This is a genomic window from Streptomyces sp. HUAS YS2 (genome assembly GCF_033343995.1).
GTDB lineage: Bacteria > Actinomycetota > Actinomycetes > Streptomycetales > Streptomycetaceae > Streptomyces > Streptomyces solicathayae.
Genome location: NZ_CP137573.1, coordinates 6991641 through 7009194, shown reverse-complemented (window position 1 = coordinate 7009194; position 17554 = coordinate 6991641). Strand labels below are relative to the sequence as shown.

General features: G+C 70.0%; 2 protein-coding genes (1 of these 2 running past the window's edge). Both read right to left on the bottom strand.

Annotated elements, in window-relative coordinates; translation table 11 throughout:
* Window positions 1-13968: the 5' portion of a non-ribosomal peptide synthase/polyketide synthase gene (locus tag R2D22_RS32305; RefSeq protein WP_318108570.1), read on the bottom strand. Its footprint begins 10794 nt before the window's first position; only the first 13968 of its 24762 coding nucleotides appear in the window; the start codon lies at window positions 13966-13968; the stop codon falls past the left edge of the window.
* Window positions 13968-17552, bottom strand: a complete 3585-nt coding sequence (locus R2D22_RS32300) for an amino acid adenylation domain-containing protein (protein WP_318108568.1) — start codon at window positions 17550-17552, stop codon at window positions 13968-13970. The genes R2D22_RS32305 and R2D22_RS32300 overlap by 1 nt, the downstream gene beginning before the upstream one ends.
* Window positions 17553-17554 lie beyond the last annotated feature (2 nt).

The following is a 17554-nucleotide window of genomic DNA, read 5'->3' as shown; positions in this document are numbered from 1 at the left end:
GGACATGCCGTCGCCGAAGGCCGTCACGACCGCCGACCGGACGCCCCCGTGGGTGGCCAGGGTGGCTTCGATCTCGCCCGGCTCGATGCGGACGCCGCGCACCTTGATCTGGTGGTCGGCGCGGCCGAGGAACTCGAGCTGCCCGTCGGCGAGCCAGCGCACCCGGTCGCCGGACCGGTACATGCGGGCTCCGTCACCGGCGAACGGGTCGGCCACGAAACGTTCGGCCGTCAGCGCGGGACGGCCGCCGTAGCCGCGTGCCACGCCGGCGCCGCCGATGAACAGCTCACCGGGGATGCCGACGGGCACCGGCTTGAAGCGGGCGTCGAGGACGTACACCTTCGTGTCGGCGATCGGGAGCCCGATCGGCACGAACGGCACCGGCTCCCACAGCTCGGAGGAGACACAGGTGATGGTCGTCTCGGTCGGTCCGTACGTGTTGTAGATGGGCACGGCCGTGTGCGCGAACCACTGGTCGAGCGCCTGCGGCGAGACCGCTTCGCCGCCCAGGATCAACCAGCGGAAGTCCGGACCGAGCGCGTCGCCGGCCGCGAGGTTGGGAATGATCATCTCCCAGAGTGCGGGGGTGATCTCCACCGAGGTCACGGCCTGCTCCCGGATCTCGCGCAGCACGCGCTCCGGTGCCCACTGCTCCGCTCCGCGCAGGACGAGGCGTCCGCCGCGCAGCAGGGTTGCGAAGAGCTGCTCCTGCGCGGCGTCGAAGGTGAGGGATGCCAGCTGGAGCGTCACATCTGCCGAGGTCAGACCGTACTGACGACCCATCTCCTGCAGCTGCAGGCTCCACGAGTGGTGCTGGACGAGCACGCCCTTGGGCAGGCCGGTCGAGCCGGAGGTGAAGATGACGTACGCGAGGTTCTGCGGCGTCACGTCCACGGGCGGGTCATCGGTGGCACCGGTGGCGATGTCCGGCCACTCGGTGTCGATGAAGAGGCGGGGCACGGACACCGTCGAGAGGCGCTCGTCCAGCGCGGATTCGGTGATGAGCAGGGCCGCACCGGAGGACTCCGTCATGTGCTCGAGCCGCTGCGCGGGCTGGTCCGCGTCGAAGGGCAGGTACGCCGCGCCGGCCTTGAGGACGGCGAGCAGAGCCACGAACGTCCTGAGGCCGCGGGCGAGGCATACGCCGACGACGTCCTCGCGGCCGATGCCCTCCTCGATGAGCCGGTGGGCGAGCTGGTTGGCCTCCCCGTTCAGCGCGCCGTACGTGAGGTGGCGGTCCCCCTCCACCACGGCAACAGCGTCCGGGGTGCGGTGTGCCTGTTCCTGGACGAGCAGATGGACGGGGCGTCCTTCCGCGTGCGTCTCGGTGCCGGTGCCGAGCTGCCGCAGCGTCGCGCGCTCGGTGTCGCCGAGCAGGTCCAGGGCGCCGATGCGGCGGTCCGGATCGAGGACGCTCTGCAGGACGGCGACGAGGTGGCCGACCATGCGCTGGATGGTGGTGGCGTCGAACAGCGCGGTGCTGTACTCGATCTCGCCGGACAGGGCGCCGTCGCCGCTGTCCCGGAAGGTCAGGGACAGGTCCGAGAGGGTGAGGTCGCGCGTCATCGCGGGGCCGGGCACCGCGGTTGCGGTGTCGGTCGCGGACGCGGACTCGGCGTCGGTGTGCGCGTCGGACGCGACGTCGGTGTGTGCCTCGGCCGCGGGGTCCGAGCCGTCGGACTCGGACGCGTCCGCCGCGCCTGCGCCGTCGCGTACATAGTTGAAGTAGACCTGAAACAGGGAGGTCCGGGACCGGTCCCGCTCGGTCACGAGGTCGTCCACCAGCTGCTCGAACGGCAGGTCCTGGTGCGCGTAGGCCCCTAGTGCGGTCTCCCGGACCCGAGCGAGGAGTTCGGCGAACGTCGGGTCGCCGGACAGGTCGGTACGCATCACGAGCGTGTTCACGAAGAAGCCGATCAGGCTCTCGGTCTCGGCCCGGTTCCGGTTGGCGACGGCCGTACCGACCGCGACGTCGTCCGTGTCGCAGTAGCGGCCGAGCAGGACGTCGAACGCGGCGAGCAGCGTCATGAACATCGTCGTGCCGCTCTCGCGGGACAGCCCGCGCAGCGCCTCCGCCGTCTCTGCGGGCACCGTGAACTGCGTGCTCGACCCCACCGACGACCTGACGGGCGGGCGGGTCCGGTCGAGGGGCAGCTCCAGCTCGGCCACACCATCCAACTGTGCTCGCCAGTAGGAGAGTTGGTCTTCGATGACGTCACCGCTGAGCCATTCCCGCTGCCATACCGCGAAGTCGGCGTACTGCAGGGGCAGCGGCGGCAGCGGGTTCGGCTCACCCGCACGGAAGGCCTCGTAGAGCGCCGCCATCTCCTGGTGGATGATCCGCGCCGACCACTCGTCGGAGACGACGTGGGGCATGGCGAGCGACAGGACGTGCTCGCCGATTCCCAACCGGATCAGCGTGCCGCGGAAGAGGGGCCCGGCCGCGAGATCGAACGGCTCCGTGATGCCCTGGGCGACCATCTGCTCGGCGAGGCCGAGCGGGTCGTCGCAGCCGGACACATCAACGACCGCGAGCGGGAAGGCGGCCGGCGGGTCGATCACCTGGTGGGCCACGCCGTCCGCGTCCGCCACCAGCCGGGTGCGCAGCACCTCGTGGCGCGCGACGAGTGCGCCCAGAGCGGCTCCCAGAGCGGCGACGTCCAGAACTCCGTCGAGGAGGACGGGGAGTGCGACGTTGTACTCGGTGGATCCCGGGTCGAGCTGGTCGAGGAACCACAGGCGCTGCTGCGCGAACGACAACGGCAACGGCTGGGTACGGTCGGCCGGCGTCATGGCCGGGGCGACCGTTCCCGATGCCTCCGCGATCGCCGCGGCAAGACCCCGCACCGTCGGGTGGTCGAAGAGCACCGACATCGCGAGCTCGACACCGAGCACCTCACGGATCCGGGAGGTCACCTGCGTCGCGAGGAGCGAATGCCCGCCGAGCTCGAAGAAGCCGTCCGTAGCACCCACCCGGTCGAGACCCAGGACACCTGCCCAGATCCCGGCCACGAGTTCCTCCGTCGCTCCGGAAGGGGCAACGAAGTCGCCGGCCGACGACTGCCGCGCCTCCGGGGCCGGCAGCGCGGAACGATCCAGCTTGCCGTTCGCCGTCAACGGCAACCCAGCCAACTCCACAAACACCGACGGCACCATGAACTCCGGCAACCGGCCGGACATGAACTCCCGCAGCTCCGCGACCGGGGGCATACCCACGGTCGTGTCAGCCGGGACCACGTACGCCGCCAGGCGGCGGTCCTCGACGTCGCCGAAGGCGGCGACGACGGAGGTGCGGATCTGCGGGTGGCCGGTCAGAACGGCCTCGACCTCACCCGGCTCGATCCGGAAACCACGCACCTTCACCTGACCATCCGCACGCCCCACGAAGTCCAGCTGCCCGTCCGGCAGCCAACGGGCACGGTCGCCCGACCGGTACATCCGCGTGCCGTCGGCGGCGAAGGGGTCGGCGACGAACCGCTCGCTCGTCATGCCGGGACGGCCGCGGTAGCCACGCGCGACCTGCGGGCCGGCTATGAACACCTCACCCGCCACACCCACGGGTACGGGGTTCAGCCGGTCGTCCAGGACGTACAGACGGGCGTTCGGGACAGGGGACCCGATGGCAGGGGCGCCGGTGAGCTGGTCGGGGTCCACGGTGCCGGTGGTCACCATGACCGTCGACTCCGTCGGACCGTACGTGTTCACGAGGCGACGGCCGGCCGACCAGGCACGAGCGACCGGCTCGGTCAGACGCTCGGCGCCCAGCAGCAGCGTCCCGACACCCGACACCGCCTCCGGGTCCAGGACGCCCAGCAGGGACGGGACCACACTCGCCGCGCTCACGCCGTCGGCTCGGAGCATCGAGGTGAGGAGGGACGCCTCGGCCCGCTCCTCCGACGTCGCGACGACGAGGACACCGCCCGACGCGAGCGTCACGGCGACATCGAGGACGGCCGCGTCGAAGCTGAACGACGCGAACTGCAGCATCCGCACGCCTGGACCGGCTTCGAGAACCGGCGTCAGCGCCGACACCATCCCGACGACACTGCCGTGCGCGACCTGCACGCCCTTCGGCCGCCCGGTCGAACCCGACGTATAGATCACATACGCCAACTGGTCAGCGACCGTCCGCACCTCAGGGGCCGACGACGGCAACCCTCCCAGCACCTTCAGTACAGCCGGATCGTCCAGCCACACCGTACGAACATCCACCGCATCAACCGGCAGACCATCGGCCGCCGACCGCTCACCCACCAACACCTGCACACCCGCATCCGCGAGCATGAACTCCAGCCGATCGGCCGGGTATTCGGGGTCCAACGGCAGGTAGGCACCACCGGCCTGCCACACCGCGACCATCGCCACGACCATGTCCACCCCACGCGGCAGACACAGACCCACCACCGACTCCGCACCCACACCCATACCGCACAGGTGATGAGCCAGACGATTCGCCCGCGCCATCAACCCGCCATACGTGACCGACTCCCCGCCGGCCACAACAGCCACTACATCCGGAGCCACAACCGCCCGCTCAGCGATCAGCTCATGCACACCACCCACCGACGGCAACTTCACACAACCACCGTCGCCACCAGCCACCAGAAGCTCACGCTCACCCGCAGCCAGCACCGACAGCTCACCCACCCGCTGCCCCGCATCCGCAGCCACCGCCTCCAGCACCGCCACCAGATGCGCACCGAGACGCTCGACCGTCGTCGCGTCGAACTGAGCGCGGTCGTAGGAGATCCGGAGGGCAAGGTCGTGGGCCGAACTGGCGGCTACGCTCAGGGGGTAGTTGGCCTGTTCACGCATGTGGTTGAAAGCGGTGCGCAGGCCGCTCTCCGCAGAGTCCTCCTGACCTGTTTCCAGTTCCTCGACCGGGTAGTTCTCGAAGACGAAGAGGGTGTTGAACAGCGCCTGACCAGCCGGGAGTTCGCTGCAGTCCGCGATCGTGACCAACGGCGTGTGCTCGAACCTGCGCGCCCGCACCTGCTCGTCCTGCAACCCCGCCAGCCACTCCGCAACCGGCCGCTCACGCTCCACCCGCACCCGCACCGGAGTCGTGTTCAACAACAGACCGACCATCTCGTCCATACCGTCGATCTGACCCCCACGACCCGACGACGTCACACCGAACACCACGTCGTCCGAACCCGCGTACAACGCCAACACCAACGCCCAAGCACCCTGCACCACCGTGTTCAACGTCAACCGATGACGCCGCGCGAACCCCGCCAACCCCTCACCCGCAACCACAGCCGGCAGCCGCAGATGCAACTCCTCCGACCCCTCCTCACCCGTCACCCGCTCCACACCCAGCGACGTCACCTCACCGAACCCGGCCAACCGACCCGACCAGTACTCCCGCGCAGCACCCTCGTCCTGACCCGCCACCCACGCCGCGAACTCCCGGAACGACGCCCGCACACCAAACTCCGGCCGCCCACCCACACGAAACGCGTGATACGCCTCCAACACCTCACCCAGAACAATGGGCACACTCCACCCGTCCAACAACAGATGGTGATAGCTCCACACCAACTGATGCCGACCCTCCGCCAACCGCACCAACGCCAAACGCACGAGCGTGGGTGCGGTGAAGTCGGCGCCCCGCGCCCAGTCGGCTTCCAGGTGCGCGGAGATCGCGTGGCGCCGGTCCTCCTCGTCCAGCCCGGAAAGATCCAGCACCTCAAGGGGCAGGGGCACGGACCGGGAGACGACCGCCAGCGGCTGCGCCACACCCTCCGACACAACCGCGGTGCGCAATACCTCGTGCCGGGAGAACACCAGCTCCCACGCCCGCTTCAGAGCGTCGAGATCCAGTTCGCCTTCCAGGAGCAGGCCGTTCTGCGCCCAGTACATGCCCGGGTCGTCGGACAGCCGGGTGTGGAAGAGCATGCCCTGCTGCAGCGCGGTGAGCGGATAGATGTCCTCGATCTCGGTCGGCAGGCTCTGCGCGACACGGTCGAGCACGGACTGCTCGATCCGCGCCAGCGGGAAGTCGGACGGCGTGTACCCGCCCGTCTCCGGCCGGCAGCAGAACTCGATCAGATCACCGAGCACCTCGACGTACCGCTCCGCGAGACCCGCGATCGTCGCCTCGTCATGCACCTCGGCGCCGTACGTCCACACCATCTCGAGTTGGCCGTCGCTGACCTGACTATTGACGTCGATCAGGTACGAGCGTTCATTCTGCGACGACTCCCCTTCGCCGAGGGAGCCGGGCAACGGCCTGAAGAGACCACCCTTCCCCTCCTTCACGCGCCCCGCGTCCGTCTCAGTGTCGTCCGGTCGCCGGCTGGACTGTCCGAGGTAGTTGAAGCCGACCTCGGCGTGCCCCTGCGGAGCCCAGTCGGTCAGGTGGCGCAGCAGGCCATAACCCAAGCCCTTCCGCGGGACACCGCGCAGGTACTCCTTCGTACGACGCAGCAACGCACCCAGATCACCGTCGACCAGACCGGTGAGAGCAACCGGGTAGACGCTCGTGAACCAGCCGACCGTCCGCGACACGTCGATGTCCACGCCCACGTCCTCACGGCCGTGACCCTCGACATCCACCACCACAGAGCCCGTGCCGGTCCACTCGGTGAACACCGCACCCAGCACACTCAGCAGCACATCATTGATCTGCGTCCGGAACGCGGCCGGCACCTCACGCAGCAGCCGCTCCGTCAGCCCGGCATCCAGCGCCACGGACACCCGCCGCGCCCCCGACACCGGATTCCCACCCTCGAACGCCCGCGGCAGCGGCACCGCAGCCGCCTCCACGGAACGCCAGAACTCCGTCTCCGCCACGACCTCCGGCGAAGCCGACAGCTCCTCCAGACGCCCCGCCCACGCCACGAACGACGACGTCTTCGCCGCCAGCTCCACCGTCGCGACACCCCGCTCGACCTGCGCATACGCCGAAGCCAGGTCCTCAAGCAACACCGGCCAGGACACCGTGTCCACGACCAGGTGATGAGCGACGACCAGGACTAACTGACCCCGTTCGCCGAGGTCGAAGAGCGCCACCCTGAAGAGCGGCCCCTCGGTCAGGTCGAGGCCGGCCTGGATCTCGGTGGCTCGTGCCTCAAGGAACTCCGCCTCCTCATCGGCGGACACCTCCGTCGCATCGACGACCGTGACAAGGTCCGACGTCTCGGCGCCCACCACATGCCCGACCCACGCCCCGTCCCGGCACACGAACCGCGAACGCAGCGCATCATGCTGCTCGACCAGCGCACCCACCGCCGCCCGCAGCACCCCCACATCAACCCGACCGTCGACCCCGAGCACCGTCGACTGATTGAAATGCCCGGCCTGCGGCAACTCCCGACCGAGGAACCATCGCTGAATGGGAGTCAACGAGAACTCCCCCACCACCAGACCCTGCTCCGCAACAACCGCACTCTCACCCGACGCCACCGACGCCAGACCCGCCACCGTCTGATGATCGAACAGCTGAGCCACCGTCACGTGGACACCCAGCTCACGCGCCCGAGCCACCACACGAATACTCACGATCGAATCGCCACCGAGCTCGAAGAAGTTGTCCTCGACCCCGACCCGCTCCACACCCAGAACCTGAGCCCAAACCTCCGCCAGAACCCGCTCCACCTCAGAACGCGGCGCAACAAACTCCCCAGCCGAGCCGGACCAGGAACTGTCCGGGTCGGGCAGAGCAGACCGATCGAGCTTGCCGTTCGGGCTCAGGGGCAGTGCCGCGAGCTCCACGAAACCGGAGGGGATCATGAAGGCAGGGAGCCGGCTGCTCGCGAAGGCACGGATCTCGGCGACGGACGGGATCCCGGCCGCCTGGTCGGCGGGCACGAGGTACGCGACCAGACGGCGGTCCTCGACGTCGCCGAAGGCGGCGACGACGGCGGTACGGATCTGCGGGTGACCGGTCAGAACGGCCTCGATCTCCCCCGGCTCGATCCGGAAACCACGCACCTTCACCTGACCGTCGGCACGGCCGACGAAGTCCAGCTGCCCGTCCGGCAGCCAACGCGCCCGGTCACCCGACCGATACATGCGCGTGCCGTCGGCAGCGAAGGGGTCCGCGACGAACCGCTCACCCGTCATGCCCGGGCGACCCCGGTAGCCACGCGCGACCTGCGGACCGGCGATGAACACCTCACCCGCCACACCCACGGGTACGGGATTGAGGCGCTCGTCCAGGACGTACAGACGGGCGTTCGGGACCGGGGACCCGATGGCAGGGGCGCCGGTGAGCTGGTCGGGGTCCACGGTGCCGGTGGTCACCATGACCGTCGACTCCGTCGGACCGTACGTGTTCACCAGCCGACGCCCCGCCGACCAGGCACGCGCGACCGGCTCCGTCAGACGTTCCGCACCCAGCAGCAGCGTCTCGATCCCGGGCACCGCCTCCGGGTCCAGGACACCCAGCAGAGACGGGACCACACTCGCCGCACCCACACCCTCGGCACGAAGCATGGAGGTGAGGAGAGAGGCTTCGGCGCGCTCCTCCGAGGTCGCCACGACGAGAACACCGCCCGACGCGAGCGTCACCGCGACGTCGAGGACGGCCGCGTCGAAGCTGAACGACGCGAACTGCAGCATCCGCACACCCGGACCAGCATCCAGCACCGGCCCCAGCGCCGACACCATCCCGACGACACTGCCATGCGCGACCTGCACACCCTTCGGCCGCCCCGTCGAACCCGACGTATAGATGACGTACGCCAACTGACCTGCAGCTACGGCAGTTTCGGGCGTCTCAGCGGACAGGTCCGCCAGCGTGTCGAGTACGGCCGGGTCGTCCAGCCACACGCCCTGCTCGACCGACAGCCCCTCCACCAAGGACTGCCGGCCCACCACAACATGCGCCCCCGCGTCCGCGAGCATGAACTCCAGCCGATCGGCCGGATACTCCGGATCCAGCGGCAGATACGCCCCACCCGCCTGCCACACCGCGACCATCGCCACGACCATGTCCACCCCACGCGGCAGACACAGACCCACCACCGACTCCGCACCCACACCCACCGACCGCAGATAATGCGCCAGACGATTCGCCCGACCCATCAGCCCGCCGTACGTCAGGGACTGCTCCCCGACCACCACCGCCACCGCATCCGGAGCCACCACGGCCCGTTCCGCGATCAGCTCATGCACCCCACCCGCCGCCGGCAACTCCACCGACGACGCGTTCCACCCCTCCACCACCAGCTCACGCTCACCCGCCGCCAACACCGGCAGCTCACCCACCCGGCACTCAGCCTCCTCAGCCACCGCCTCCAGCAGCGTCACGAGGTGGCCCGCCAGGCGCTCCATCGTCGCCGCGTCGAACAGCGCGGTGCTGTACTCGATCGTCCCCGACAGGGTCCCGTCGGCATCGCTCATCGTCAGTGCCAGGTCGAACTTGACCGGTAGGGCACTCGCCCCCGGGTCGTCCGCCTCGTCGGTCCGGCGCTCGGGGCGCTCGCCCGGCGCGTCCTCGGACTCGCCCTCGGACTCTCCGGCGACGTAACTGAACAGGACCTGGAACAGCGGGGTGCGCGACCGGTCCCGCTCCGTGACGAGCTCGTCCACCAGCTGCTCGAACGGCACGTCCTGATGCGCGTACGCACCCAGCGCCGTCTCCCGCACGCGTCCCACCAACTCACGGAACGACGGGTCACCCGACAGATCCGTCCGCAGCACCAACGTGTTGACGAAGAACCCGATCAGGTCCTCCGTCTCGGCACGGTTCCGGTTCGCCACCGGCGTGCCCACCACCACATCGTCCGAACCCGCATAACGCCCCAGCAGCACATCGAAGGCCGCAAGGAGCGTCATGAACATCGACGCACCACAATCACGCGACAGCTCCCGCAGCGCCTCGGCCGTCGGCGCCGACACACTGAACCGCCGCACCGCACCCGCGGAGGACCGAACCGCCGGACGCGGCCGGTCGATGGGCAGGTCGAGTACCGGCGCATCGGCCAACGCGCCTCGCCAGTAGGAAAGTTGCTTGTCGAGCACATCGCCGGTGAGCCAGCCGCGCTGCCAGGCGGCGAAGTCCGCGTACTGCACGGCGAGTGGCGGCAGCGGGTCCGGCTCGCCGGCCCGGAACGCCTCGTACAGGGCCGCCAACTCACGCTTCAGGATCTGGCCCGACCACTCGTCGGAGACGACGTGGTGCATGGTCAGCGCAAGGAGGTGCTCGTCGGGCCGCACGCGGATCAGCGTGGCGCGGATCAGCGGGCCCTCGGCCAGATCGAACGGTGTGACGGCGTCCGCGAGCATCGCCTCTCGCGCCGAGGCGAGCGGGTCGGCATCGGCGGACACGTCCGTCACCACGAGCGGGAACGGCTGCGGCTCGTCGATCACCTGGTGCGGCACGCCGTCCGGGCCCGCGACCAGCCTGGTGCGCAGCACCTCGTGCCGGGTCACCACCGCGCTCAGCGCCTCACCCAGCGCCGCGACATCCAGTTCGCCGGTCCAGACGATCGCCTGGGGCACGTTGTACTCGGCGGATCCGGGTTCCATCTGGTCCAGGAACCACAGCCGCTGCTGCGCGAACGACAGCGCCAGCGGCTCGTCCCGGTCGACCGCGGCCATGGGCGGCACCGCCACATGGGTGCCGGCCTCGTCGACCACGGCGGCCAGCTCGCGGACCGTCGGATGGTCGAACAACGCGGCGAGCGGTATCTCGGCCGCGAACACGTCCCTGATCCGGGAGACGACCTGGGTGGCGAGCAGCGAGTGGCCGCCCAGCTCGAAGAAGTCGTCGGCTGCGCCGACATCGGCCACGCCCAGCACCGTGGCCCACACGTCGGCCAGCATCTGCTCCGTCGCGCTCGCCGGCGCGACGAAACCCGTCATGCCCTGGCGTACAGCGTCGGGTGCCGGAAGCGCGGCCCGGTCGACCTTGCCGTTCGGCGTGAGGGGCAGCGCGGCCAGCTCCACGAACACCGAGGGGACCATGAACCCGGGCAGCCGCTCCGCCACGAAGGCCCGCAGCTCGCCGACCGCGGGAATCCCCTCCTCCTGATCCGCCGGCACCACATGCGCCACCAGCCGGCGATCCTCCTCCAGTCCCTCCACCGTCACGACCACCGCCCGCACCGCGGCATTTGCGGCCAGGACCGACTCGATCTCGCCCAGCTCGACCCGGAACCCGCGGATCTTGACCTGGCCGTCGACCCGGCCCACGAACTCCAACCGGCCGTCCGCCAGCCACCGCACCTGGTCACCCGAGCGATACATCCGCGAACCATCCACCGCGAACGGATCCGCGACAAAGCGCTCACCCGTCAGTCCGGCCCGGCCCCCGTACCCCCGCGCCACGCCCACACCGGCGATGTACAGCTCGCCCACCACACCGACCGGCACCGGACGCAGCTGACCATCGAGTACGTAGACCCGCGTGTTCTCCATCGGCGCACCGATCGGCGGAACACCGTCGCCCTCGGGGTCGAGGACGGCGATGCTCGCGCAGACCGTCGCCTCCGTCGGACCGTACGCGTTCAACAGCCGGTACTCGCCACGCCAACGCGCAGCCGCCGCCTCCTCCAACCGCTCACCGGCAGTGACCAGAGTCCGCAGACCGACCAGATCGGCCGGTTCGAGGACGGCCAGGAGCGACGGCGGCAGCGTCGCCACCCGCACATCCTTCTCCCGCACCAGCCCCGCCAGCGCCCGCGGCTCACCACGCTCCTCCGCCGTCGCCACGACAAGGCGGCCACCGGCCGCCAGCGTCACCGCGACCTCGGACACCGCGGCATCGAAACCGAACGGAGCGAACTGCAGCACCCCGTCCCCCGCCTCCACACCGAAGGCGCCGGCCTGGGCCATCGCCAGGTTCACCACACCCGCGTGCGGAACCTGCACACCCTTCGGCCGACCCGTCGAACCCGACGTATAGATCACATACGCCAACCGGTCAGGCGACGAGACGACCTCCGGCGCCGACGAAGGAAGCTCCGACAGCGCCCCGCGCACCATCGGGTCGTCCACCAGCACCGTCCGCAGACGGCCGACCGGCAGCTCGTCGACCAGCTCCTCCGTACCGACCAGCACCGTCGCCCGACTGTCACGCAGCATGAACCCGAGCCGGTCGGCCGGATACTCCGGATCCAGCGGCAGATACGCGCCGCCCGCCTGCCACACCGCGAGCATCGCCACCACCATCTCGACGCCGCGAGGCAGGCACAGCGCCACCACCGACTCCGCACCCACACCCACCGACCGCAGATAATGTGCCAGCCGATTCGCCCGACCCACCAACTCCGCGTAATCAATGGCGACTTCGCCACACTCCACTGCCACCGCATCCGGCGACCGCACCGCACGCTCCGCGATCAGCTCATGCACCCCGCCCACCGACGGCAGCGGCACAGCCGTCGCATTCCACTCGTTCACCAGAACGTCGCGCTCACCGGCGCTCGGCACGGACAGCTCGCCCACGTGCTGCGTCGCGTCTTCGACGACCGCGTCCAGCACCGACAACAGGTGGCGCGCCATCCGCTCGACCGTCGCCGCGTCGAACAGGGCAGTGCTGTACTCGATCACACCCGACAGCGCGCCACCGCCGTCCGTCAGCATCAGCCGAAGGTCGTATTTGGCGACGACATCGCCCGCGACACTTCCCAGAGCAAGGCCGCCACCGTCGCCCGCCCCTTCCGCCGCATCGCCCGGGCGGTCGTGCGACGGGTCCCGTGCGTCGCGACCGCCCTGCTGCCCGTCCTCGGTGAAGTAGTTGAACAGCACCTGGAACAGCGGGCTTCGCGACCGGTCCCGCTCCGTGACCAGCTCGTCCACCAGCTGCTCGAAGGGAAGATCCTGGTGCGCGTAGGCGTTGAGCGCCATCTCGCGTACGCGGCCGAGGAGTTCCTCGAACGTCGGGTCGCCGGACAGATCGGTGCGCATGACCAGGGTGTTGATGAAGAAGCCGATCAGCTTCTCCGTCTCGGCACGGTTCCGGTTGGCGACCGGCGTGCCCACGGCCACGTCGTCCGTGCCGCCGTATCGAGCGAGGAGGACGTCGAAGGCCGCAAGCAGCGTCATGAACATCGTCGTGCCGCTGCGTCGGCACAGCTCGCGCAGACCGTCGGCCGTCCGCGACGGCACCGAGAACTGCACCATCGCACCGGCCGGCGACCACACCGCCGGCCGCGGCCGGTCCGTGGGCAGATCAAGGGCCGACGTACCTGTCAACTGGTCCCGCCAGTAGGCCAGTTGACTGTCCAGGACCTCGCCGTCCAGCCACTGCCGCTGCCACACCGCGAAGTCCGCGTACTGCACCTCGAGCGGCGGCAACGGGTTGGGGCGGCCCGTCCGGAACGCTTCGTAGGAGAGCAGGAGTTCGTCGTGAAAGATGCGCTTCGACCACTCGTCGAAGGAGACGTGGTGCATGGACAGCGCCAGGACATGCTCGTCGGGAGCCAGCCGGATCAGCTGCGCCCTGATCAGTGGGCCGCCCGCCAGGTCGAAGGGCAGCGCCGCGTCCGCGGCCATCAGCGCCCATACGGCCGAACCGCGGTCTTCCTCGCCGGACACGTCGGCCACCGGGAGGGGGAGGGGGGTCGGCGGGTCGATCACCTGGTGCGGCACACCGTCGCCGCCGGCCACCAGGCGCGTGCGCAGCACCTCGTGCCGGGCGACGATCGCGTTCAGGGCGGCGCCGAGGGCGGACTGGTCCAGCACCCCGCGGAGCCGGATCGGCAACGGCACGTTGTACTCGACCGATCCGGGGTCGAGCTGGTCGAGGAACCACAGGCGCTGCTGGGCGAAGGACAGCGGAAGTCGCTGGTCGCGGTCGGCGACCGTCATCGGCGGCGCCTGGTCGGCCGTCGAGTCCGCCTCGCGGTCCGCCAGCAGCCCGATGATCTCGTCGCGGCAGGCCTGGAGCCGGGTCCGGAGCTCCTCGGTGAGCACGCCCTTGGGCGCGAAGATCCGCAGCCTGCCGTCGACGACGCTGAAGCGAACACCGCTGTTCTCGAGCTTCTGCAGAAGCTCCGCAGGGGAGATGGACATCAGAAAACCCCGTTCTCGTCGGACTCTGCACCCTGCGCGTAGCTGTCCAGGCTCTGGACGACTTCGTCTTCCGGCATGTGGTCGATCTCGTACCAGATGAGCTCTTCGACCACGGCTGCCAAGCCCCTCACGGTGGGGTGGTCGAAGAGAGCGGACAGAGGAATCTCAAGCTCGAAGGCTTCCCGGATCCGGGAAGCCACCTGGGTGGCGAGCAACGAATGTCCGCCCAGTTCGAAGAAGTTGTCCGTGGCGCCGACCCGATCCACCCCGAGCACCTCGGCCCAGAGCCTGGCCAGCGCTTCCTCCGCGTCACCCGAGGCAGGCACGAACTCCTCGAGTTGCGGCCTCTCCCCGTCCGGCTCGGGGAGTGCCGTACGGTCGAGTTTGCCGTTCGGAGTGAGCGGCAGCGCCGCGAGCTCCACGAACGTCGGCGGGATCATGAAGGCCGGCAGCCACCTCGCTGCGTACGCCCGCATGTCGCCGACCGACGGAATGCCGTCCGTCTGATCGGCCGGCACGAGGTACGCGACCAGACGGCGGTCCTCGACGTCGCCGAAGGCGGCGACGACGGCGGTACGGATCTGCGGGTGACCGGCCAGAACGGCCTCGATCTCACCCGGCTCGATCCGGAAACCACGCACCTTCACCTGACCATCCGCACGGCCGACAAAGTCCAACTGCCCGTCCGGCAGCCAGCGGGCCCGGTCACCGGAGCGATACATGCGCGAACCGTCGGCAGCGAAGGGATCGGCGACGAACCGTTCACCCGTCATGCCGGGGCGGCCGCGGTAGCCGCGCGCGACCTGCGGGCCGGCTATGAAGACCTCGCCGGGGACGCCCACCGGCACGGGCCTCATGGACCCGTCGAGCACGTACAGACGGGCGTTGGCGACCGGGGAACCGATCGCAGGCATGCGCTGGACGTCCGGGGCGACGGCGTCGGCGGTCACCATGACCGTCGACTCCGTCGGACCGTACGTGTTCACCAGCCGACGGCCGGCCGACCAGGTGCGGGCGACCGGCTCGGTCAGACGCTCGGCACCGAGCAGCAGCGTCTCGATCCCGGGCACCGCCTCCGGGTCGAGGACGCCCAGCAGGGACGGCACGACACTCGCCGCACCCACACCCTCCGCGCGGAGCATCGACGTCAGCTGCCCCGCCTCCGCCCGCTCCTCGGACGTCGCGACGACGAGGACGCCGCCCGAGGCGAGCGTCACCGCGACATCGAGGACAGCCGCGTCGAAGCTGAACGAGGCGAACTGCAGCATCCGCTGGCTCGGACCGGCACCGAGGACCGGCGCCAGCGCCGACACCATCGCGACCACGCTGCCGTGCTCGACCTGCACACCCTTCGGCCGGCCGGTCGAGCCGGACGTATAGATCACGTACGCCAGCTGGTCAGCGGACGGAGCCACCCCAGGAGCCTTCGACGGCAGACCGGCCAAGGCGTCGCGTACCGCCGGATCGTCCAGCCACACCCCGTGCCCGACCGACAGCCCCTCCACCACGTCCCGCCGGCCCACCACGACCTCGACACCCGCGTCCGCGAGCATGAACTCCAGCCGATCGGCCGGGTACTCCGGATCCAGCGGCAGGTAGGCGCCACCCGCCTGCCACACGCCGACGATCGCCACGACCATGTCCACCCCACGCGGCAGACACAGACCCACCACCGACTCCGCACCCACACCCACCGACCGCAGATGACGCGCCAGACGATTCGCCCGCGCCATCAACCCGCCGTAGGTGAGCGCTTCCCCACCGGCCACCACGGCCACCGTGTCCGGGGCCTTCGCAGCCCGCTCCGCGATCAGTTCCTGTACCCCACCCACCGCCGGCAACTCCACCGACGACGCGTTCCAGCCCTCCACCACCAGCTCACGCTCACCCGCCGACAGGACCGGCAGCTCACCCACCCGCTGCCGGGCATCCACGGCGACGGCTTCGAGCACGGCAACCAGGTGGCCGGCCATCCGCTCCACGGTCGCGGCGTCGAACAGCGCGGTGCTGTACTCGATCGCTCCCGCCAGGGCACCGTCATGGTCCGCCAGCGTGACGGCCAGGTCGAAGTTGACCGAGGTCGCCGCCAGTCCGTCGACCGACGAGGCATCGGTGTCGGTGTCGGGCCCGGCCTCGGGCGCGGGCCCGGTCGCGTCGGATCGGCCGCCCTGGTCCTCGTCCCGGCCGGGGTGACCGGTGTTCCCCTCGGGCGTGTAGTTGAAGAACACCTGGAAGAGGGGGGTGCGGGAGCGGTCCCGCTCCGTGACGAGCTCGTCCACCAGCTGCTCGAACGGCAGATCCTGGTGGGCGTACGCGGCGAGGGCCATCTTCCGTACGCGGCGGAGGAGTTCGACGAAGGTCGGGTCGCCGGACAGGTCGGTGCGCATGACCAGCGTGTTCACGAAGAACCCGATGAGGTCCTCGGTCTCGGCGCGGTTGCGGTTGGCGACCGGTGTGCCGACCACGACGTCGTCCGACCCCGTGTACCAGCCGAGGAGCACGTCGAACGCGGCCAGCAGCGTCATGGACATCGTCACGCCGTTCTTGCGGGACAGGGCCCGTAAGACGTCCGCGGTCGGCGCGGGTACGGAGAAGTCGACCGCTGCTCCGTCGGTGGACCGGACCGGTGGGCGCATCCTGTCCGTCGGCAGTTCCAGCGCCGGCAGGTCGGCGAGCTGGTCGCGCCAGTACGCCGTGTGGGCGTCCAGTACGTCGCCGTCCAGCCACTGCCGCTGCCATATCGCGAAGTCCGCGTACTGCACGGCCAGCGGCGGCAGCGGGTCCGGCTCGCCGACCCGGAACGCCTCGTACAGAGCGGAGAGCTCCTCGCGGAGGATGCGTACCGACCACTCGTCGAAGGCCACGTGGTGCACGGCCAGGGCCAGGACGTGCTCGTCGGCGGACATCCGGATCAGGGTGGCCCGGACCAGCGGCCCGCGGGCCAGGTCGAACGGTGCCATGACTTCCGCGGTCACGAGTTTCCGTGCGGCCGCAGCGGGGTCGTCATGACCCGAGACGTCCGTCAGTGGCAGGACGAAGGGGGTCGGCTCGTCGATCACCTGGTGCGCGACGCCGCCGGCTCCCGGCACCAGTCTGGTCCGCAGGATCTCGTGCCGCTTCACCACCGCGCCCAGCGCCGCGGTCAGTGCCGCGACGTCCAGGTCGCCGGGCCAGCGCACGAGCAGGGGCACGTTGTACTCCGTGGACCCCGGGTTCAGCTGGTCCAGGAACCACAGGCGCTGCTGTGCGAAGGACAGCGGCAGTTCGCCGTCCCGGCCGGCCGCTGCGATGGGCGGTGCGGTCACCTCCTGGCCCGAGCCGACGACGACGTCGGACAGTTCGCGGACCGTCGGGTGGTCGAAGAGGGCGGAGAGGGGGACCTCGGTGGCGAAAACGGTCCGGATGCGGGACACGACCTGTGTGGCGAGCAGTGAATGTCCGCCGAGTTCGAAGAAGTTGTCGTGGACGCCGACCCGGTCGACACCCAGGACCTGCGCCCACACCCCCGCCAGCAACTCCTCCGTCGCATTCGCCGGCGCGACGAACCCCTCCAACTCCGGCCGCACACCCTCCGGAACCGGCAACG